This is a genomic window from Pseudomonas sp. fls2-241-TYG-175, from assembly GCF_030209155.1.
Taxonomy (GTDB): domain Bacteria; phylum Pseudomonadota; class Gammaproteobacteria; order Pseudomonadales; family Pseudomonadaceae; genus Aquipseudomonas; species Aquipseudomonas viridiflava.
This window is the reverse complement of sequence record NZ_JARVSO010000013.1, coordinates 104,561-125,376: the sequence shown is the minus strand read 5'-3', so window position 1 is coordinate 125,376 and position 20,816 is coordinate 104,561. Positions and strand designations below refer to the sequence as shown.

22 protein-coding genes are annotated in these 20,816 nt (G+C 60.7%); 15 read left to right on the top strand and 7 right to left on the bottom strand.

Annotated features, from left to right (window positions below):
• Positions 1-104: 104 nt before the first annotated feature.
• From QRN20_RS11000 to QRN20_RS10990, 3 genes are all read right to left on the bottom strand, one after another.
• Positions 105-746 (bottom strand): oxidoreductase, encoded by a 642-nt coding sequence (locus QRN20_RS11000; RefSeq protein WP_122500086.1) that lies wholly within the window; start codon positions 744-746, stop codon positions 105-107.
• 27 nt (positions 747-773) lie between these two features.
• Complete coding sequence (locus tag QRN20_RS10995) at positions 774-2,501, bottom strand: C13 family peptidase (protein ID WP_285360364.1); 1,728 nt, start codon at positions 2,499-2,501, stop codon at positions 774-776.
• 138 nt (positions 2,502-2,639) lie between these two features.
• Positions 2,640-3,095, bottom strand: a complete 456-nt coding sequence (locus tag QRN20_RS10990; RefSeq protein WP_025995547.1) for a MaoC family dehydratase — start codon at positions 3,093-3,095, stop codon at positions 2,640-2,642.
• Between the two features lie 204 nt (positions 3,096-3,299).
• Between QRN20_RS10990 and QRN20_RS10985 the strand changes: the two genes are divergently transcribed.
• The 3 genes from QRN20_RS10985 to QRN20_RS10975 are packed head-to-tail and all read left to right on the top strand — an operon-like array spanning position 3,300 to position 4,977.
• Positions 3,300-3,662, top strand: a complete 363-nt coding sequence (locus QRN20_RS10985) for a CidA/LrgA family protein (RefSeq protein ID WP_096767155.1) — start codon at positions 3,300-3,302, stop codon at positions 3,660-3,662.
• 2 nt (positions 3,663-3,664) lie between these two features.
• On the top strand, positions 3,665-4,375 hold the full coding sequence (locus QRN20_RS10980) for an LrgB family protein (RefSeq protein WP_170968973.1): 711 nt from the start codon (positions 3,665-3,667) through the stop codon (positions 4,373-4,375).
• 11 nt (positions 4,376-4,386) lie between these two features.
• Complete coding sequence (locus QRN20_RS10975) at positions 4,387-4,977, top strand: LON peptidase substrate-binding domain-containing protein (RefSeq protein WP_004885870.1); 591 nt, start codon at positions 4,387-4,389, stop codon at positions 4,975-4,977.
• Between the two features lie 197 nt (positions 4,978-5,174).
• On the opposite strand, the gene QRN20_RS10970 is transcribed toward QRN20_RS10975, so the two are convergent.
• The gene (locus QRN20_RS10970) at positions 5,175-6,491 is read right to left on the bottom strand and encodes a bifunctional DedA family/phosphatase PAP2 family protein (RefSeq protein ID WP_004885867.1); all 1,317 of its coding nucleotides are present in this window, start codon (positions 6,489-6,491) and stop codon (positions 5,175-5,177) included.
• A 3-nt stretch (positions 6,492-6,494) separates the two neighbouring features.
• Complete coding sequence (locus QRN20_RS10965; protein WP_025995543.1) at positions 6,495-7,166, bottom strand: DNA-3-methyladenine glycosylase; 672 nt, start codon at positions 7,164-7,166, stop codon at positions 6,495-6,497.
• Between the two features lie 271 nt (positions 7,167-7,437).
• Between QRN20_RS10965 and QRN20_RS10960 the strand changes: the two genes are divergently transcribed.
• The 12 genes from QRN20_RS10960 to lipA all read left to right on the top strand — a co-directional run bounded on the left by QRN20_RS10960 (position 7,438) and on the right by lipA (position 18,851).
• A complete protein-coding gene (locus tag QRN20_RS10960) occupies positions 7,438-8,703 on the top strand; it encodes a glutamate-5-semialdehyde dehydrogenase (protein WP_088234499.1) in 1,266 nt (421 codons plus the stop codon).
• 22 nt (positions 8,704-8,725) lie between these two features.
• A complete protein-coding gene (gene nadD, locus QRN20_RS10955; protein ID WP_161627631.1) occupies positions 8,726-9,385 on the top strand; it encodes a nicotinate-nucleotide adenylyltransferase in 660 nt (219 codons plus the stop codon).
• A gap of 63 nt (positions 9,386-9,448) precedes the next feature.
• Positions 9,449-9,835, top strand: a complete 387-nt coding sequence (gene rsfS / locus QRN20_RS10950) for a ribosome silencing factor (protein WP_004885856.1) — start codon at positions 9,449-9,451, stop codon at positions 9,833-9,835.
• Between the two features lie 9 nt (positions 9,836-9,844).
• The gene (gene rlmH, locus QRN20_RS10945; protein WP_003313894.1) at positions 9,845-10,312 is read left to right on the top strand and encodes a 23S rRNA (pseudouridine(1915)-N(3))-methyltransferase RlmH; all 468 of its coding nucleotides are present in this window, start codon (positions 9,845-9,847) and stop codon (positions 10,310-10,312) included.
• A 28-nt stretch (positions 10,313-10,340) separates the two neighbouring features.
• A complete protein-coding gene (gene mrdA, locus QRN20_RS10940) occupies positions 10,341-12,236 on the top strand; it encodes a penicillin-binding protein 2 (protein WP_029241195.1) in 1,896 nt (631 codons plus the stop codon).
• 31 nt (positions 12,237-12,267) lie between these two features.
• Positions 12,268-13,371 carry a rod shape-determining protein RodA gene (rodA, locus tag QRN20_RS10935; protein ID WP_043305283.1) on the top strand — a complete coding sequence of 368 codons (1,104 nt, stop codon included), beginning with the start codon at positions 12,268-12,270 and terminating at the stop codon, positions 13,369-13,371.
• Between the two features lie 17 nt (positions 13,372-13,388).
• The gene (mltB, locus tag QRN20_RS10930; protein WP_285360362.1) at positions 13,389-14,396 is read left to right on the top strand and encodes a lytic murein transglycosylase B; all 1,008 of its coding nucleotides are present in this window, start codon (positions 13,389-13,391) and stop codon (positions 14,394-14,396) included.
• On the top strand, positions 14,396-15,421 hold the full coding sequence (locus QRN20_RS10925; protein ID WP_004885844.1) for a septal ring lytic transglycosylase RlpA family protein: 1,026 nt from the start codon (positions 14,396-14,398) through the stop codon (positions 15,419-15,421). Before mltB ends, QRN20_RS10925 begins: the two co-directional genes overlap by 1 nt.
• A 243-nt stretch (positions 15,422-15,664) precedes the next feature.
• Positions 15,665-16,825: a D-alanyl-D-alanine carboxypeptidase family protein gene (locus QRN20_RS10920; protein ID WP_004885841.1), complete on the top strand. Its 1,161-nt coding sequence runs from the start codon at positions 15,665-15,667 to the stop codon at positions 16,823-16,825.
• Positions 16,826-16,919: 94 nt separating this feature from the next.
• Entirely contained in the window at positions 16,920-17,195 is a 276-nt protein-coding gene (locus QRN20_RS10915; protein WP_004885838.1) for a DUF493 domain-containing protein, read from the top strand.
• Positions 17,195-17,851: a lipoyl(octanoyl) transferase LipB gene (gene lipB / locus QRN20_RS10910; protein WP_004885835.1), complete on the top strand. Its 657-nt coding sequence runs from the start codon at positions 17,195-17,197 to the stop codon at positions 17,849-17,851. Before QRN20_RS10915 ends, lipB begins: the two co-directional genes overlap by 1 nt.
• Complete coding sequence (gene lipA / locus QRN20_RS10905) at positions 17,844-18,851, top strand: lipoyl synthase (RefSeq protein ID WP_004885832.1); 1,008 nt, start codon at positions 17,844-17,846, stop codon at positions 18,849-18,851. Before lipB ends, lipA begins: the two co-directional genes overlap by 8 nt.
• Positions 18,852-19,242: 391 nt before the next feature.
• Here lipA and QRN20_RS10900 read toward each other — a convergent pair whose 3' ends face one another.
• Positions 19,243-20,571, bottom strand: a complete 1,329-nt coding sequence (locus QRN20_RS10900; protein ID WP_285360359.1) for a lytic murein transglycosylase — start codon at positions 20,569-20,571, stop codon at positions 19,243-19,245.
• 83 nt (positions 20,572-20,654) lie between these two features.
• Positions 20,655-20,810, bottom strand: a complete 156-nt coding sequence (gene arfA / locus QRN20_RS10895; protein ID WP_004885826.1) for an alternative ribosome rescue factor ArfA — start codon at positions 20,808-20,810, stop codon at positions 20,655-20,657.
• Positions 20,811-20,816 lie beyond the last annotated feature (6 nt).

Genomic DNA, 20,816 nt, shown 5'->3' with positions numbered 1-20,816 from the left:
CCGCCTCAACACCGATCGTGCCCATCGCTCTGCGTCCGCTTTGTGACGCGGAGCGTCAGGGGAGGCGTTACCACGCTGGAGCGTGGTAACGATCAGGGACTTCTTTATTTCCCCAGCTTGCGCAGCTCATCCGACTCGACAATGCGTTCGCCGTCCTGTTCTTCCAGCGCCAGTCGCCAAAGGGCGCGGGCCAGTTGGCAGGCTTCAATGGCGCCGTATTTGCCGGGGATCAGTTTGGCAATGGGCGCAGCCAGTTGCTCGGCCCAGCGGGTTTCCGGGCGATTGCCGACCAATAGAGACGGGCGAGCGATGGTCAGTTGCGGCCAGTCCTGTGCTCTGAGCGCCTGTTCCATCTCGCCTTTGATGCGGCTGTAGAACACGCTGGATCTGGCATCTGCATTGACGGCGCTGATGACCAGCAGGTGTCGGGCACCCAGTTCACGTGCCCGTTTGGCGAACGCCACAACCAGATCCAGGTCAACGGCCTTGAAGGCGTCTTGCGAGCCCGCCTGTTTGATGGTCGTTCCCAGGCAGCAGAACGCGATGTCCACGCGGCCACCCAGCGACGGCAGTAACGTGTCCAGGTCGCCCACCGGATTTTCAAGGTGAGGATGCACTGCCAGCGCCCGGCGTGTGGGGGCCAGAACGCGGCTGACGGTAGGTTCGTTGAGGAGGCGGTCCAGCAGATGTTCGCCGGTCAGGCCAGTGGCCCCTGCGAGCAGGATGTGTTGCGGCGTCAAGTACATAATGTTTCTCCCTTGATACTGATAAGCCTAGCGGCTACTCGAGGTCTTCGCTTCCTTGCGATTCAACGCCGTATTCAGCGCGCGTTCTGCCTGATTCCTGCGCAGCAGTTGCCAGCGGGCAATAACGCCCTTGGGTGCCCAGATCTGCGGCTCTGACGCTTCGAAGTTGTCTTCGGTTTCGCGTCGGGACACGTAGGCTTTGGCGTCATTGAAAGCCTGCTGCAGGTCATCGGTTTCGACCAGCGCCCTGCCGAATAGTGCATCGCCAAAATAGGTGAAGTCGGCCTCTTCCGAGCAGCCGAAGGAAACACGGTCAGCGCGGGACGCGGTCATGATCACCGTTCGCTCGTCTTTAAGGTCCGGGATGAAGCCGCCTGAATAGCAGGCCGAGATCACCACGACCTTGTCGCGGTTTTTCAGCGGAGCCAGCGCTGCAGCCAGTGCGTCGGCAGGCAGGTCGGCCAGTGACAGGCGCGGCTGGTCGAGCACCAGTTCGTGGTCCTGCGTGCCGTGGCTGGTCAGGTAAATGAAAATCAGGTCTTCAGGGCCGGTGCGCTGCGCCAACGTCTGCACGGCGCGGGTGATGGTCTCGCGGGTCGCCATCGGCCGGTCGTCCATATGGTCGCGATGATTGACCAGCCTGATCTGCCCGACTGCGCCAAAACGCGTGGCCAGCAGGTTGCTCACGTAATCCGCTTCGCGCATGAACACGCTTTGCTTGCCGTCGCCGCCCACCACCAGGCTGTACAGTTCGGGTGCGGCGGTGGAGGCGGGCACGGCTGCAAGCGCCTTCTCCAGCAGCGAACCCTGAGCAAGCAGACCTGTTTCCAGCGCGTCGGGCAACAGCTTGCCTCTGGCGTCGCGGATACGTTGACCGTTGGCCCAGATGCCACTCTGCACCGTGCCGTCGGCCGCGGTCAGTACGCCTTTGCCTTGATAGGTGTCATCGGCAAACTCACCGACATAGGTGCTGCCGTCCGGCAGGTGCAGCTTTCCCTCGCCTGCGAAGCGCCAGTTATCGAAGCTGCCCTGATAGCGGCTGCCGTCGGAGCCGATCAGTTCGCCCTTGCCGGTCAGCGCGCCTTCCTTGAATTCGCCGCTCCAGACGTCGCCGTCACTGTTCTCATAGCGACCCTGGCCGTCGAGCTGACTGTTGCGAAAGCGGCCAACGTACTGGTCGCCGTCCGCGCTGGTGAAGCTGCCGTTGCCCTGCAACTGGCCATCGACGAACATCCCGCTGTACTGATTGCCGCTGGCGTCACTGCGTATGCCTTCGCCGTTGGGCTTGCCGTTGGCGAACAGGCCTTGGTACTGGCTGCCGTCCTCCAGTTCCAGGCGACCCGGGCCGTCATACAGGCCTTCCTTGAACTGGCCGCGGTACATCAGGCCCTTGTCCTTCTGGGTACCTTCGCCTTCGCGGCGACCCAGCCTGAAGCCGCCGACATAGCTGGCGCCGCTGCTGGTGGTGAGCTTGCCTTGGCCGTTGAACAGACCCTGTTCAAAGCCGCCCTTGTAAATGTCGCCGTTGCTTGCATGCAACTCGCCGATGCCTTGCCTCTGGCCGCGATCAAACTGGCCTTCGTACCAACTGCCGTTGGCGTAATCGATCCGGCCCTGCCCCTGCAGTACGCCGTCGACCAGATCGCCACGGTAGCGCCCGCCATCCGCGAGACGGCCGTCTGGAGGCAGCAGTGATTCGCCATCACCGCAGCCTGCGATCAAGAGTGTCAAAGCCAGTGGGGCGAGCGCGCGCATGTGAGATCCCGGAAGAGTGATTCAGGATTGAGCGTGGCTCTGCTTTTGCAGATGTTATGTCTCAACCGTCGGCGAGTATGCCGCAGTGAGTAACGGGTACGAAACAGTCTGTTACGACTGTTTCGTTTTTCAGACAGGTTACACGAAGCACATCGACAGCGGCTCGGCGACAAACGCCGGTTTTTCCTGTCCCTCGATCTCCATGGTGGTGGTCGCCTTGAGCAGCCACTGGCCGGGCTTCTTCTCGGTAGCATCGGTCAGTTCGACCTTCAGGCGCACACGGGAATTGACCAGCACCGGCTGAACGAAGCGCACGGTATCCAGTCCGTAGTTGATCACCATCTTCATGCCTTCGGGCAGTACTAACAGATCACCCATCAGTTGGGGAATGAGCGACAGCGTGAGAAAACCGTGAGCGATGGTTGCGCCGAACGGGGTGTTTGCAGCCTTGACCGGATCGACGTGGATGAACTGAAAATCTCCTGTCGCCTCGGCGAACAGGTTGATGCGTTCCTGATCGATGGTCAGCCAGTCGGAACATCCCAGTTCCTTGCCGATGTAGTTCTTGAGCTCTGTAACCGGTACAAAAGGCATTTCACTCTCCTTGTCATGTGATGTTGTAGCGTGATGCCGCTGCCCGCGTAGGACATTGCCTGCGGGCGAACCACTAGATCAGCAGAGGGTTGCAGGTTGGTCAAGGAACGTCATGCAGGCGAATACCTGCACATAGGCACTGGCGCGTCATGTTTATAATGCGGCCGAGAATTCGCCGGATCTGTCTAGTGTGCTGGAGTGCTCATGTTGCTAAGGGGTTTGACCTGGCTGGTGCTGTTCCAATTACTGGGGACAGCGCTCAACCATTTGTTTCTATCAATACTGCCAGGGCCGATCATCGGTCTGGTGCTGCTCATGGCGTTTCTGATGATGCGCGGTGAGGTCAGTGAGCAAGTCAGCGTGGCCGCCAGCAGTCTGTTGCGTTACCTGCCGTTGCTGCTGGTGCCGCCCGCAGTGGGCGTGATGGTCTACGCGGGCGCCATTGCTCAGGATTTCTGGGCCATTTTCGGCACCTTGTCGTTGTCGCTGATGATTTCCCTGACGTTCGCCGGCTGGCTGATGCAGAAGCTTATCGAGCGTCAGGCCCGCCGTCGGGAGCCGTCATGAGTCTGGACTGGCACGGCGCGTGGGTCTCGGTGATCCATCATCCGCTATTCGGCATTGCCATCACGCTGGGCGCCTATCAACTGGCCATGGCCGCCTACGAGAAAACCCGCTGGCTGTTTCTGCAGCCGGTGTTGGTCTCGATGCTGGTGGTGATCGGTATTCTGCTGACGTGTGGTCTGGACTACGCCGAATACCGTAAAAGCACTGAAATACTCGGGGTTCTGCTCGGGCCGGCCACCGTCGCGCTGGCCGTGCCGCTTTATCTGAATCTGCGCCGCATTCGGCAGTTGTTGTGGCCGACCTTGACTACGCTGGTGATTGGCGGCGTTTTTGCCACGGGGCTTTGCGTGGGACTGGGCCTGTTGTTCGGCGCTGATCATATGATTCTGATGACCATGGCGCCCAAATCGGTGACGTCGCCCATCGCCATGCTGGTGGCGGAGCAGATGGGTGGCGTCGCAGCGCTGGCGGCGGTATTCGTATTGATTACCGGCGTGTTCGGTGCCATTTTCGGCCCCGGTCTGCTGTCGCTGGCGGGTGTCGAGAATCAGGCTGCACGGGGCATGGCCCTGGGTCTGACAGCGCATGCGGTCGGGACTTCCGTCGCGCTGCAGGAAGGAGAAGAATCAGGGGCTTTCGCTGCACTGGCGATGAGCCTGATGGGGGTTGCGACGGCAGTGTTTCTGCCGTTGGCGATGTCGTTGGTCGTTTAAAGGGGCTTTTTATGACGTTGCCTTTGTTTCCATTGAACGCTGTGCTGTTTCCGGGTTGCGTGCTTGACCTGCAACTGTTCGAGGCACGCTATCTGGACATGATCGGCCGCTGCATGAAGCAGGGCGCAGGGTTCGGTGTGGTGTGCATCACTCAGGGGAGTGAAACGGGCTCTGCGCCCGGCGGCTACTCGCTGATCGGCTGCGAAGCGCTGGTTCAGGATTTTCAGCAGCAGGACAATGGCCTGCTGGGTATTCGCGTGGTCGGCGGACGACGCTTCCGCGTGGTGGCCGCAGAGGTGCAGCGCGATCAGTTGCTGGTGGCAGACGTGGAGTGGCTGGACGAGCCCGAAGAGCGCCCGTTGCAGGAAGAGGATGCCGATCTGGTTGCGCTGCTCGAAGCGCTGGCCGAACACCCGATGGTTGCGTCGCTGAACATGGGCGTCAGCGCCACGGGTCAGCAGTCGCTGTCCAATCAGCTGGCGTATCTGCTGCCGTTTACCGAAGAAGACAAGATCGAACTGCTGGAAATCGACGATCCCGAAGAGCGCCTGGATGCCATTCAGGAATTGCTGGATGAGATGCAGGGCGATCTGCAGGCCTGAGCCTGCGTTGGCATTCCGCCCGGGACGCTCCGCACTCCATTACGTCCGGTCACGCAGATGTTTCGGCGTGACCCCTTGGACGCGGAGCGTCCCGAGATGCATTCCCACGCTGGAGCGTAGGAACGATCAGCGTTAGGGCCTGGAGTCGTATGAATGATCGTGCCCACGCTCTGCGTCGGAACGATCAGCGTCAGTCCTCAATACTGATAGCGCAGCACCCCGTGCGACAGGGCGTGCACGGCAAACGAGCCGAGCAGGGCGGTCAGGGCCGGGATAATCAGCCACCAGACTTTGGGTGACATGGCTGGCAGCGACTCGTTGCGCTGGATGATCGCAAGACTCGCGGCGCAGATGCAAAACGCCAACAGCATGCCTGCCAGAATATCCGTCGGCCAATGCACGCCCAGGTACACCCGCGACAGGGCAATCGCCAGTGCCGGAATCCCGAAGACCAGCAACCACGTCAGGCGCAGCCGCACCGGCTGGCCACGTCCGGCCAGCACGGCGACGGTCATGAACAGCGCGAATGCCGCCGAGCTGTGCCCGCTCGGCATGCTGTAAGTGGTGAGCGGATCGAGCAGCACTTCCGGGCGAGCCCGCGCAAAGAATGCTTTCAACGTGCCATTGGCAATAGCGGTGCCCAGTGTGGTCGCCAGCGCGAACGCTGCATGACGCCATTGTCTGGCGATCAGCAGCACAATGATCAGCAACGCGGCAGCAAACAGCTGAGTCCTGAAGTCGCCCAGTCCAGTGACCAGCACCACAATGTGTTGAGCCGTTTCGCTGCGGTGCTCCTGCACCAGCGTCATGAGTCCGTTATCGAAATCCTTCAGGTACGGCCAGCCCACGAACAGCGAGGCGACCAGCAGCAGGCTGGTCAGCGAGATCACTTTGGTTGCATAACGCTTCTGGCGAATGCTGCTTTGAATGCTGAGCCCGATCAGCAGTGCCAGACCTGCACCGACTACAGCGGCCTCTGGCCAGAAGCCATCCGGCAGCGGCAACCGGATGGCCGCCCCGGCGGCCCAGCCCGGCATCAGGTAGGCAATCGACCAGCCGGCGGCGGCCACTACGCTCACCGCCGCAAAGCGCGGGAACGGCATGTCGCACATGCCTGCGATCATGGGCAGCATTGGCCGCAGGGGGCCGATGAAACGTCCCACCAGCAGGCTGGCGATGCCGTATTTGTGGAAATAGGATTCCGCGCCCGTCATCCATTCCGGATGGGTGCGCAGCCCCGGTAACTGGCGGATTCGCTGATGGAAGCGACGGCCGATGAAGTACGACACTGCGTCGCCCAGCAATCCGCCAAGGAAACCCAGCAGCAACACCTCGCTCAACGGCAGGATGCCGCTGCCGGCCAGTGCGGCAATGGCAAACATGATGACCGTGCCCGGCACGACGATCCCGACAATCGCGACGCATTCTATGAACGCCACTACAAAGATCGCGACGGCGACCCACGAAGGGTTTGCCGTCAGCCAGCCGGTCATGCCATTGAGCAGTTCGCCCATGGGTCAGTTTCCTTGATCGAGAAGTAAGTAGTCGCGGCCTTCGACCTGGCCGCGTCTGAGAGGATTTCGGGTGCAGAAGCGGGCGTAATCGGCATCGACGAAGCGATACATCAGGTGCTCATCGCGCCCGGTTGGGATGCCCAGTCGTGTGGTCTGGATGATACGAGTCGGGTGCTGGCCGACATCCTCGACCAGAAGCTTCTGTGGATCGAAACGCTTTGCGTCCCACATCGGCACTTTAAGGCCCAGCGCCTTGCACAGCAGCGTCTGACCCGCACACAGCCGCTGTGGAGGGCGGATGGCACCGCTGGCGTCAGGGTTGTTCAACTGCATCTGCGCCAGCGCGTTTTCATCGCTGACCGAGTCGGTCCATGGGTACGCCGACTTGATCAGCACCGCATTGCCCGGCCCTTCGGCGCTGAAGTTCAGTGAGTCGCCGCCCCGGGCGTAATACATATAAATGTGACCGCCCTCGAGAAACAGTGCCTTGCGCTTCTCGGTATAGCCCAGCGAGGCATGGCTGCCTTTCTCGGCGCAGTAGTAGGCTTCGGTCTCGATGATGCGCGCCGCCAGCCACAGCTCGCCGACCTTGTGCCGGATGACCTTGCCCAGCAGCTCGCGCGCCAGGGTCTGGGCGTCGCGATGAAAGAAGCTGTCGGGAAGTGCTGTCGGCATAGGCTGGCAACTGAAATAGGAGGCTGCCGATAATAACAAGCGCTGCTTGAATTGCAGCTGAATGTGTCGTGTCGGCAAACTTTGTTGTTTCTGAAAGTGACTGGGCTCAGGCACGCCTGATGCGCGTCATGGCGGTATCTCGACCGTTGCGAATGGCGACAGTTGCAGAAAAGTGCGCACTGTTATCGACCATCCGCCTGTCTGCGCTGTCGTTCGAGCGGCTCGACAGCTATAATCGGCCGCTTTCCTCTTTGCCAAGACCACTGAGACCATGACTGAGTCCGTTCTTGACTACATGACCCGCTTGGGTCGCGCCGCCCGCGAAGCTTCGCGAGTGATCGGCCGTGCCAGCACCGCGCAGAAAAACCGCGCGCTGCTGGCCACTGCTGCCGCTCTGGACGAAGCCCGTGCCGAGCTGTCCGCCGCCAATGCGCTGGACCTGGCCAACGGTCAGGCCAACGGTCTCGAGCCGGCCATGCTGGAACGTCTGGCCCTGACCCCCGCACGCATCGACGGCATGATCGTCGGGTTGCGTCAGGTCGCCAGTCTGCCGGACCCGGTCGGCGCGATTCGCGACATGAGTTATCGGCCGTCGGGTATTCAGGTTGGCAAGATGCGCGTGCCGCTGGGTGTTGTAGGCATCATCTATGAGTCGCGTCCGAACGTGACCATTGATGCCGCCAGTCTGTGCCTGAAGTCGGGTAACGCGACCATCCTGCGTGGCGGATCAGAAGCCATTCATTCCAATCGCGCGATTGCCGCCTGCATCGAGCGTGGTCTTGCCGATGCCGGGCTGCCTGCTGCCGTCGTGCAAGTGGTCGAAACCACCGACCGTGCTGCCGTCGGTGCGCTGATCACCATGCCCGAGTACGTGGACGTCATTGTTCCGCGTGGCGGCAAGGGCCTGATCGAACGCGTCAGCCGTGACGCCCGTGTTCCCGTCATCAAGCATCTGGACGGCATCTGTCATGTCTACGTGAGTGCCCATGCCGATCTGGCGAAGGCGCAGAAGATCGCGTTCAACGCCAAGACGTATCGCTACGGTATCTGCGGCGCGATGGAGACCCTGCTGGTCGATCAGACCGTTGCCGCCGAGTTTCTGCCGCCCATGGCTGCGCAGTTCCGTGAGAAGGGCGTCGAGCTGCGTGGTTGCGAGCGCACCCGCGAGCTGATTGATGTCAATGCGGCAACCGAAGAGGACTGGCACACCGAGTACCTGGCGGCGATTCTGTCGATTCGTGTCGTCACCGGTCTGGATGAAGCCATCGAGCACATCAACCATTATGGTTCGCATCACAGCGATGCCATCGTGTCCGATCATCAGGGTCAGACGCGCCGGTTCATGGCGGAAGTCGACTCGAGTTCGGTGATGGTCAACGCGCCGACCTGCTTTGCCGACGGCTTCGAATACGGGTTGGGTGCCGAGATCGGCATTTCTACTGATAAGCTGCACGCCCGCGGACCGGTCGGCCTGGAAGGGCTGACCTGCGAGAAGTACATCGTGATCGGTGACGGTCAGCTGCGCGGACAAGCCTGACTTGAGCGAGCCCATGACAACGCTGCCCAGACGTATCGGCATGCTTGGGGGGACGTTCGATCCGGTTCATATCGGCCATTTGCGCGGTGCGCTGGAAGTGGCCGAACTGCTGGAACTCGATGAGTTGCGCCTGACGCCCAGCGCCAGGCCTCCGCATCGCGACATGCCGAGTGTCACGGCCGAGGATCGTCTGGCGATGGTCCGCAGTGCAGTACAAGGCGTGTCACCCCTGACGGTGGATGACCGTGAACTGAAACGGGACAAACCGTCGTATACCCTCGACACCCTGGAATCGATGCGCGCCGAACTCGCGCCTCAGGACCAGTTGTTTCTGTTGCTGGGTTGGGATGCCTTTTGCGGGCTGCCCTCCTGGCATCGGTGGGAAGAATTGCTGGAGCACTGCCATATCGTGGTGCTGCAACGCCCGGACGCGGACAGCGAGTCGCCGGATGCCATGCGCAACCTGCTGGCGGCACGCGCAGTCAGCGATCCCAAAGCCCTGAAAGGGCCGGGCGGCAACATTACATTCGTCTGGCAGACGCCTTTATCGGTGTCTGCCACCCAGATCCGTCAACTGCTGGCCAGCGGTAAGTCGGTACGTTTTCTGGTGCCAGACGCGGTACTGGCCTATATCGATGCGCACGGGCTTTACCGTGCGCCGAACACTGATGGGTCGCCCTGAAACTGCTTTTTTTACAGATAAGCGTTTGGGCGCTCCCACACATACGAGCTGAATGAGTTTTATATGACAAAGCAAAAAATGAGCAGTGAAGAAGTCGTCGCCGTGGCAACCGCCGCACTGGAAGACGTCAAGGGCGCAGACATTCTGTCCATCGATGTCCGTGACAAGACCAGCATCGCCGACTACATGCTGATCTGCACCGGTACGTCCAACCGCCAGCTCAATGCACTGGTCGACAGCGTTCGCGAGAAGGTCAAGGCTGCCGGCCTCATGCCGCTGAGCGAAGAAGGCAAGGGCGACAGCGACTGGGTCCTGCTGGATCTGGGCGACGTTATCGTTCACGTGATGACTGCCGCTGCACGCCAGTTCTATGACCTGGAACGTCTGTGGCAGGGTGCCGAGCAAAGCCGCGCTGCCAGCGCTGCGCACCATACTCCGGGTAACGAATAAGGCATTATCGTGCGTTTGCGTCTGATCGCCGTTGGTTCGCGCATGCCCAAGTGGGTGGAAGAAGGTTGGCATGAGTATGCCAAGCGGATGCCGTCCGAGCTTGCGCTTGAACTGGTGGAAATTCCGCTCAATACCCGTGGCAAGAACGCCGACGTCGCGCGCTTTATCCGTCAGGAAGGCGAAGCGATGCTGGCGAAGGTGCAGCCGGGCGAGCGCATTGTCACGCTGGAAGTGCAGGGCAAACCGTGGAGCACCGAACAGCTGGCGGTCGAACTCGATCGCTGGCGCCTGGATGCACGCACGGTCAATCTGATGGTGGGCGGTCCCGAGGGGCTTGCGCCGGAAGTCTGTGCCCGCAGCGAGCAACGCTGGTCGCTGTCGCCGCTGACCTTGCCGCATCCGCTGGTGCGTATCCTGATCGGTGAGCAGATGTATCGCGCCTGGACAGTTCTGTCCGGGCACCCTTATCACAAGTAGCATCGTTTTTACTGTGAATACGGCCTAAATGTCTCAACCGATCCGCCTCAAAGACCATGAGAAAGACGCACGCCTGGTGCGCGGCAGGGTCGTGTTCGGTGCTGTGGCGGTCGTGTTGCTGGTGTGCGTGCTGATCGCTCGCCTGTATTTTCTGCAGGTCATTCAGTACGACTACCACTCGACGCTCTCGGAAAACAACCGTGTTCACGTTCAGCCGATCCCGCCCAGCCGGGGCCTGATCTATGACCGCAACGGCGTTGTGGTGGCGGACAACCGGCCCAGTTTCAGTCTTTCGGTTACGCGTGAGCGTTCCGGCGACTGGTCCGCAGTGCTGGACACCATCGTCGAGATACTGCAGCTCACGCCTGACGACCGGATCATTTTCGAAAAACGCATGAAGCAGGGGCGGCGTCCATTTGAGCCCGTTCCCATTCTGTTCGAGCTGACGGAAGAGCAGATTGCCCTGATTGCGGTCAATCAGTTCCGCCTGCCGGGCGTCGAGGTCGTGGCGCAACTGGTCCGGCATTATCCGCAGGGGCCGCATTTCGCGCATTCGGTCGGCTACATGGGCCGCATCAACGAGAAAGAGCTTAAAAGCCTCGACCCGGTCAATTACAGCGGCACCCACCATATCGGCAAGACCGGCATCGAGCGTTTCTACGAGCCCGAACTTCACGGTCAGGTCGGTTACGAGGAAGTCGAAACCAACGCTCGCGGCCGCGTATTGCGGGTGCTCAAGCGTACCGATCCGATCCCCGGCAAGGACATTGTCCTGAGCCTGGACATCAATCTGCAGGAAGCGGCCGAGGCTGCGCTGGGCGGGCGTCGCGGCGCCGTCGTGGCGCTGGACCCGAAAACCGGTGAAGTGCTGGCGATGGTCAGCGCACCCAGCTTCGACCCGAACCTGTTCGTGACTGGTATCAGCTTCAAGGCGTACGCCGAGCTGCGTGATTCCATCGACCGGCCGCTGTTCAACCGGATTCTGCGCGGGCTCTATCCACCGGGTTCGACCATCAAGCCTGCGGTCGCCATTGCCGGTCTTGATGCAGGTGTCGTGACACCGGGATCGCGTGTGTTCGATCCGGGGTTCTATCAACTGCCCAATTACGACCACAAATACCGTAACTGGAACCGTACCGGTGACGGCTGGGTCGATCTGGACACCGCCATCATGCGCTCCAACGACACCTATTTTTACGACCTGGCCCACAAGCTGGGCATTGATCGGCTTTCCACGTACATGAACAAGTTCGGCATCGGCCAGAAAGTCTCCCTGGACATGTTCGAAGAATCCCCAGGCCTGATGCCGTCCCGTGACTGGAAACGGGCCACTCGCCGTCAAGCCTGGTTCCCCGGCGAAACCCTGATTCTCGGTATCGGTCAGGGCTACATGCAGGCCACGCCGCTGCAACTGGCTCAGGCCACTGCGCTGGTGGCCAACAAGGGCGTGTGGAACCGGCCGCATCTGGCCAGAACCATCGAAGGCAAGCCGCCGGTGGATGAGAACCCGATGCCTGACATCATCCTGCGCGACCCGGCCAACTGGGCCAGGGTCAACCACGGCATGCAGGAAGTGATGCACGGTGCGCGCGGTACCGCACGCAAGGCGGCCATCGGTGCGCAATACCGCATCGCCGGCAAAAGCGGTACGGCACAGGTCGTGGCGATCAAGCAGGGCGAGAAGTACGACCGCACCAAGGTTCAGGAACGGCATCGTGACCACGCCCTGTTCGTCGGCTTTGCGCCTGCCGACAATCCGAAAATCGTCGTCGCAGTGATGGTGGAGAACGGCGAGTCCGGCTCCGGCGTGGCGGCACCTGTTGTTCGTCAGGTGATGGATGCCTGGCTGCTCGACGAGAACGGCCAGCTCAAGCCTGAGTACGCCGATTCCATGAATCTGGAGGCTGCGGCCCGTGAAGAGTAATTTCGACCGCATCCTGTCCAGCGAAGACGTGATGCGCCGCCGCGCCACTTTTTTGCAGCGTATTCACATCGACGGTCCGTTGCTGATTCTACTGCTGACGCTGGCGGCGGGCAGCCTGTTCGTTCTGTATTCGGCGAGCGGCAAGAACTGGGACCTGCTGATCAAGCAGGCCAGCTCGTTCGGCATCGGTCTTGTTGCCATGGTGGTCATCGCCCAACTGGAACCCAGGTTCATGGCCCGCTGGGTGCCGGTCCTGTACGTGATTGGCGTGCTGTTGCTGGTGGTCGTGGATGTCATGGGGCACAACGCCATGGGCGCGACGCGCTGGATCAATATTCCGGGCGTCATCCGCTTTCAGCCTTCCGAATTCCTCAAAATCATCATGCCGGCGACCATTGCCTGGTACTTGTCCAAGCGGACATTGCCGCCGCACCTCAAGCATGTGGTGGTGAGCCTGGCGCTGGTCGGAGTGCCGTTTATTCTGATTGTGCGCCAGCCGGACCTCGGGACTTCGTTGCTTATTCTGGCATCGGGTGCCTTCGTGCTGTTCATGGCCGGTTTGCGCTGGCGCTGGATCATCAGCGTACTGGCCGCAGCTGTGCCGGCGGCCGTGGCGATGTGGTTTTTCTTCATGCACGACTATCAGAAGCAGCGCGTCCTGACCTTCCTCGACCCGGAAAGCGATCCGCTGGGCACCGGCTGGAACATCATCCAGTCCAAGGCGGCCATCGGTTCGGGTGGCGTCTTCGGCAAGGGCTGGCTGCTGGGCACCCAGTCGCACCTGGACTTCCTGCCGGAAAGCCACACTGACTTCATCATCGCGGTACTGGGCGAGGAGTTCGGTCTGGTGGGCATCTGTGCGCTGCTGATCATCTATATGCTGCTGATCGGTCGCGGGCTGGTGATTACCGCCCAGGCGCAGACATTATTCGGAAAGTTGCTCGCAGGGGCGCTGACCATGACGTTTTTTGTTTACGTTTTCGTCAACATCGGTATGGTCAGTGGCCTGCTGCCGGTTGTAGGTGTCCCGCTGCCCTTCATTAGTTACGGCGGAACTTCGCTCGTGACCCTACTGTCAGCGTTTGGGGTTTTGATGTCGATCCATACGCATCGTAAATGGATCGCTCAGGTTTGATTAAGGTGAACAACTCAATGCAAGCAATGCGTAACTGGGCTCGATATGCTCCGGTGGTCGGCCTGGTGGGCATCCTTGGATCGGTGCAGGAGAGCATTGCCGGGGATTACGATGGCTCGCCTCAAGTGGCCGAATTCGTCGGCGAGATGACCCGTGACCACGGTTTTGCCGGCGAGCAGTTGATGGGGTTGTTCCGGGAGGTCGAGCGCAAGCAGGCCATCCTCGATGCCATTTCCCGTCCTGCCGAGCGCGTGAAACAGTGGAAAGACTACCGCCCGATGTTCATCACCGACACGCGCATTGCCCGCGGCGTCGATTTCTGGCGTCAGCATGAGGCCGCCCTGGCGCGTGCCGAGCAGGAATACGGCGTTCCGGCGCAGATCATCGTGTCGATCATTGGCGTTGAAACCTTCTTCGGTCGCAACACCGGCAATTACCGCGTGATCGATGCACTGTCGACGCTGGGTTTCGACTATCCGCCCCGCGCGCCGTTCTTTCGCAAGGAACTGAGAGAGTTTTTGTTGCTGGCGCGTGAACAGCAGGTCGATCCGTTGACGCTGAAGGGTTCATACGCCGGTGCCATGGGCCTGCCGCAATTCATGCCGAGCAGCTTCCGCGCCTACGCCGTGGACTTCGACGGCGACGGCCACATCAATATCTGGACCGATCCTGATGATGCCATCGGCAGTGTGGCCAGCTACTTCAAGCGCCACGGCTGGGAGGGCGGACAGCAGGTCGTCAGCCGTGCAGATGCTCGTGGCGACCGCGTTGACGAGGGATTGAGTCCGGGCCTTGATCCGGTGATGTCGGTCGGGGAGTTGCGAGGGCTGGGCTGGGCGAGTCATGATGCGCTGCGCGACGACATGCCGGTGACAGCGTTTCGCCTCGACGGCGACAAGGGTCCCGAATACTGGATGGGTTTGAACAATTTTTATGCAATCACCCGTTATAACCGCAGTGTGATGTACGCCATGGCCGTGTATCAGCTGTCTGAATCGTTGGTTCAAGCTCGAGGCGTCAAGTAATGCGGGCATTGCCGATTCGTACATCATTGAAATTACTGGCGTTCTCAGGGCTGGCCCTGCTGGTCGCCAGTTGCTCGTCTCCATCGCGTACCACGCAGCAGTCGCCCAAGGGCGGCGCGGTGGTGCGCTCGATGCCGGGCCTGGACATCAACCGTGCCCACAAGGACGGCGCGCCGTGGTGGGATGTGGATGTTTCACGCATCCCGGACGCGACGCCGACCCTGCACACCGGTCCCTACAAGGCCAACCCTTATACCGTGCTGGGCAAGACCTACTTCCCGATGAGCGAGTCCAAGCGCTACGTCGCTTCGGGCACCGCGTCCTGGTACGGCACCAAGTTTCATGGCCAGAACACCGCCAACGGCGAGGTTTACGACCTTTACGGCATGAGCGCGGCGCACAAGACGCTGCCACTGCCTAGTTACGTCAAAGTGACCAACCTGGACAACAACCGCACGGTGATTCTGCGGGTCAACGACCGTGGTCCGTTCTATTCGGATCGCATCATCGACCTGTCCTACGCTGCTGCGAAGAAGCTGGGTTACGCCGAAAGCGGTACCGCGCGGGTCAAGGTCGAAGGCATCGATCCGCAGGAGTGGTGGGCGCAGCGCGGGCGCCCTGCGCCGCTGATGCTCAATCAGCCGCAAGTGGTGGCACAGGCGACACCGCCTGCGTTGAGTACCTCCACCGGAACGGTCGAACAGTACACCCCGCCACCTCAGCAACACGCTGCTCCCGTCGTGCCTGTACAGGTTGACGCAAAAAAAAACGATTCAGGACAAGCCGCTGGGCTATTTCTCCAGGTCGGAGCCTTCGCGAATCCGGACGCTGCGGAGCTCCTGAGGTCGAAGCTGAGCGGGATGGTTCGAGCGCCGGTTTTCGTGAGTTCGATAGCACGCAATCAGCAGACGCTTTATCGCGTCAGGATGGGACCCGTCGGCACGCCGGGTGAAGCCCAGCAGTTGCAGGACAGCGTTCGGTCGGCCAACCTCGGTCAGCCGAGCGTTGTGACATCGGACCAGTAACGGATTTTATGACAGTCGCCCTCCAGCAGTAGTGGAGGGCGAGTTGCAGTTGCAGGCTTCTCGCCTTTGCCTCTTGGCAGGCGATGCAGGCAACTGCCCACGAGGTCGTGTGTCGAACAGACGACTTTGTCAGCCAGGGTTACAGCCTGGCGCCACGAGCCGTACCGAAGTGTTTTCGCTTCGCCGGTCTGTTCAGCTTTGCCCGCAAGGGCATGTTTGCCCATTAGCATTTTCGAGAGACGGATGAACATCACCACCTTTGCAAAACGTTTGTGCCTGCTTGTACCCCTGATAATCACTCCGGCTGCCTGGGCCGCAGAACAGATGACACCGGCCGCGCCGCAGCTGGCCGCCAAGGCCTATGTGCTGATGGATGCTACCAGTGGCAACGTCCTGGTCGAGAACAACGGTGATCAGCGTCTGGCGCCTGCGAGCCTGACCAAGCTGATGACCGCGTACATCGCGACCCTGGAAATCCGTCGTGGCCAGATCGGCGAGAACGATCCGGTGACCATCAGTGAAAACGCCTGGCGCACAGGCGGTTCGCGGATGTTCATCAAGGTGGGCAGCCAGGTAACCGTCAGCGATCTGCTGCACGGCATCATCATCCAGTCGGGTAACGACGCCAGCGTCGCGATCTCCGAGCACATCGCCGGTAGCGAAGACGCGTTCGCCGACATGATGAACAAGACGGCTGGCGATCTGGGTATGACCAACAGCCACTTCATGAACCCGACCGGTCTGCCGAACCCGGACCACTACTCGTCGGCTCACGACATGGCCAAGCTGGCCCGCGCGATCATTCACGAAGATCCGGCTCACTACGCGATCTACTCGCAGAAAGAGTTCTTCTGGAACGGCATCAAGCAGCCTAACCGCAATCTGCTGCTGTGGCGCGACAAGACCGTTGACGGTCTGAAAACCGGCCACACCGAAGAGGCCGGCTACTGCATGGTGTCCTCCGCTGTGCGTGACGGCATGCGTCTGATTGCCGTGGTATTCGGTACCAACAGCGAGCAGGCCCGTGCAGCCGAGACCCAGAAGCTGCTGACCTACGGTTTCCGCTTCTTCGAAACCCAGAACTTCTACCAGAAGGGCACCGAACTGGCCCAGGCTCCGGTCTGGAAAGGTACGGCTCGTCAGGTCAAGGCCGGTCTGGCTGAAGATCTGAGCATGACCATGCCAAAAGGCGACATGAAAAAACTGTCTGCCAGCATGACCATGAACCCGCAACTGGTTGCGCCAATCGCCAAGGGCGACGTGATCGGCAAGGTTGAAGTGAAGATGGAAGACAAGGTGGTTCACACCGCTAATCTGATTGCGCTGGAACCTGTCGAGGAAGGTGGCATTTTCCGCCGCGTGTGGGATAGCATCCGCCTGTTCTTCTACGGCTTGTTCAACTGACCTTATTAGTAATCAATGCCGACCTTCTCGCGGCCTGCTCATGATCTGAGCGGGCCGCGTGTCCGTCGTCACGGCTTGTGAGACCTTTACTGCCATGACCGATACCGACGTCAAGTCGCACAAAATCGAATTCCCCTGCGCTGACTACCCGATCAAGGTGATCGGCGACACCAGCGTCGGCTTCACCGATGCCGTGATCGAGGTCTTGAGCCGACATGCCAAGATCGACATCAAGACGCTCGCCGAGCGTCAGAGCAGCAACGGCAAGTACACCACCGTACAACTGCATATCGTCGCCACGGGCGAAGACCAGTTGCGCGATATCAATAGTGCTCTGCGCGCTACGGGTGTCGTGCACATGGTGCTCTGATGGGTGACGCTCTGGGCTTTCGTGATCTGGGTCTTATCGATTACGAAACCGCCTGGCACGCCATGCAGCGCTTCACCGATGGCCGCGGCAAAGACGCGGCGGACGAAGTCTGGCTGGTGCAGCATCCTCCTGTTTTTACCCAGGGACAGTCCGGCAAGGCGGAGCATTTGCTGTTGCCGGGCAATATTCCTGTCGTACAGGTCGATCGTGGCGGCCAAGTGACTTATCATGGACCCGGTCAACTGGTGGCGTACCTGATGCTGGATGTCAGGCGTCTCGGTTTCGGCGTGCGCGATCTGGTCACCCGGATCGAAAACACGCTCATCGCCCTGCTGGACAGTTACGGGGTGACGGCAGCCGCCAAGGCGGATGCACCGGGCGTATACGTGAATGGCGCAAAGATCGCATCGCTGGGTTTGCGCATTCGCAACGGTTGCTCGTTTCATGGTCTGGCGCTGAACGTCGACATGGACCTTGAGCCGTTCCGCCGGATCAACCCCTGTGGCTACGCCGGGCTGGCAATGACCCAGCTGAGCGATCACGCAGAGCAGATAGAATTTTCCGAGGTAAGTGCCCGACTGCGCGCGCAGCTCGTCAGACACCTCGACTACGCTGAGCAGGCGACCCTAACGGGCGGAATAAACGAATATGACTGACACCGTGCAAACCCTGATCCCGGCGCTCGACGTATCCGAGCGTGTGGCCCGTCCGAAAGTCGAAGCCGGCGTCAAGCTGCGCGGCGCGGAGAAGGTTGCGCGCATTCCGGTGAAGATCATTCCGACGGTCGATCTGCCGAAAAAGCCTGACTGGATCCGTGTACGTATTCCGGTTTCCCCGGAAGTCGACCGCATCAAGCAACTGCTGCGCAAGCACAAGCTGCACAGCGTCTGCGAAGAGGCGTCCTGCCCGAACCTGGGCGAGTGCTTCTCCGGCGGCACCGCGACCTTCATGATCATGGGCGACATCTGCACCCGTCGCTGTCCGTTCTGCGACGTCGGCCATGGTCGTCCCAAGGCGCTGGACACCGATGAGCCAATGAACCTGGCTGTCGCGATTGCCGACTTGCGTTTGAAGTATGTCGTGATCACCTCGGTTGACCGTGATGACCTGCGTGACGGCGGTGCCCAGCACTTTGCCGACTGCATCCGCGAAATCCGCAAGCTTTCGCCGGGCGTGCAGCTCGAAACGCTGGTGCCGGACTACCGCGGTCGTATGGACGTGGCGCTGGAAATCACGGCTGCCGAGCCACCGGATGTGTTCAACCACAACCTGGAAACCGTGCCGCGCCTGTACAAGGCTGCGCGTCCGGGTTCGGATTACCAGTGGTCGCTGACCCTGCTGCAACGCTTCAAGCAGATGGTCCCGCACGTACCGACCAAGTCCGGCCTGATGCTGGGTCTGGGCGAGACCGACGAGGAAGTCATCGAAGTCATGCAGCGCATGCGCGAGCATGACATCGACATGCTGACCCTGGGTCAGTACCTGCAGCCTTCGCGTAACCACCTGCCGGTGCAACGCTTCGTTCACCCGGACGTGTTCGCCTGGTTCGCCGAAGAAGGCTACAAGATGGGCTTCAAGAACGTCGCTTCAGGCCCGCTGGTACGTTCTTCGTACCACGCCGATGAGCAAGCCAAGATCGCCAAAGCGATGCTCTGACGATACGCGGCAAGACAAAAAAGGCCAGGTAGTGATACCTGGCCTTTTTTTATCTCTGGATTATTGAGCTGGCAGGGGCATGATCGGCGTGCCTGAGATCACTCTGATCGTTCCTCACGCTCCGCGTGGGAATGCCGCTCAGGACGCTCCGCGTCCGCTCTTGAATGTGGCGCAGATGCGCGCCCAAGCTCCAGCGTTATCCACGTCATGCGCTCGGCTCACTGAGTCTTCAGTCTGTGCCATTTGTGACGCGGAGCGTCACAGGATGCATGCCCACGCGGAGCGATGGGCACGATCAGTGTCGAGGCAGACTTGTGTATAACGATGAGCGCGGAGCATGGGAACAATCAGTGTCGGGAAGGTGATCGTGCCCACGCTCTGCGTCACATTCTCACGGCTTGCGCAGGTTGTTCAGCAGTTCATGCGTTGGGTAGCCATCGGCGGGCCAGCCGAATGATTGCTGTGCGCTCCGGATGGCCTTGCGCGTATTGGCGCCGATGATGCCGTCTGGCGCGCCTGCGTCGTATTGACGGGCAGAGAGCAGGGTTTGCAGCTCGATGCGCTCAGAGCGGCTCAGCGGCACGTCTCCGCGTGGCCAACTGCCCACGACATAGCCTGCGCCCTTGAATCGATCAGAAAGCAGACTGATCGCCAGCGCGTAGGACGTCGAGTTGTTGTACTTGAGGATCGCGCGGAAGTTATCCAGCACCAGGAACGCCGGACCGCGATAACCGGCTGGCAACAGCAGCGCTGCCTGTTGCTGACTGGCCGCGACCGGAATCGCTGAACCGTCAGGCTGTTTCAGACCCAGTTGCTGCCATTCGGCCAGGCTTTTGCGAGTCGTCGAGTCGGCCAGTGCATAGTCGAAACCTGAACTCAGAACGACCTCAAAGCCCCATGGCTGACCGCGCTGCCAGCCGGAGCTTTGCAGGTAATGCGCAGTGGAGGCGAGGGCGTCGGCTGGCGTGTTCCAGATGTCGCGGCGGCCGTCGCCATCGAAGTCAACGGCGTGGGTGTTGTAGGTCGTCGGAATGAACTGGGTCTGACCCATCGCGCCAGCCCAAGAGCCCAGCATTCTGTCTGGCGTGATGTCGCCATGCTGAAGGATTTCCAGTGCGGCGAGCAATTGGCTCTGCGCAAAGCCCGGACGGCGGCCTTCGTAGGCCAGCGTTGCCAGTGAGCGGATGACTGACTGCGAACCCTGGAACTGCCCGAAGTTGCTCTCCATGCCCCACACCGCGACCAGCGCCTGACGGTCCACGCCGTACTGCTGTTCGATCTTCTGCAGATCATCAGCGTATTGCGAGAGCAGTGCCTGACCTTTACGCACGCGAGCGGCAGAAATCGCACCATCCAGGTATTCCCACACCGGACGGCTGAACTCGGGCTGGCTGCGATCGGCCTTGACGACGCTCATGTCCGGCGTGACCCCGGTAAAGGCCTGATCGAAGACGTCGGCGCGGATCCCGGCCTTCAGAGCCTGAGCGCGAAAACCTGCCTGCCATTCGGCGAAGCTGACGGCGGGCTGAATGGTCAGGGAGTCATCGACAACCAGTGCGGGTGTTGGCGCAACGGCCGGAGCGGCGGTCTGGGCTTTGGCGGCTTGGAGAGGCGTGGCATCGGCTGCAGTGGGTTTTTCTGCGCAAGCTACCAATGCGATAAGGCTGGAGGCGGCGATGAGTTGGCGCAACTGCGGGCGATGGGTAAAACAAGAAGGCATGCTTGAGTCCAAGGGTATTACCGTTAGGTGCAGACCATAACACGGCCAAGCATCCAAAAGCGCCCCGGAGATGTTGCTTGATATCAGGCCGCTATAACGGAAGAAGCCTCCCAGCTTTTAGACTGGAAGGCTTCGCGGCGGTAGCTGCCTTTGCCCTTGGCGGGTTGTTCCTGTCGGCTGCGGAACAACGGTTGGGCGATGATGGATTTGGCCTTGTTCGGCCGCTTTGGCTTGCTCATGGCAGG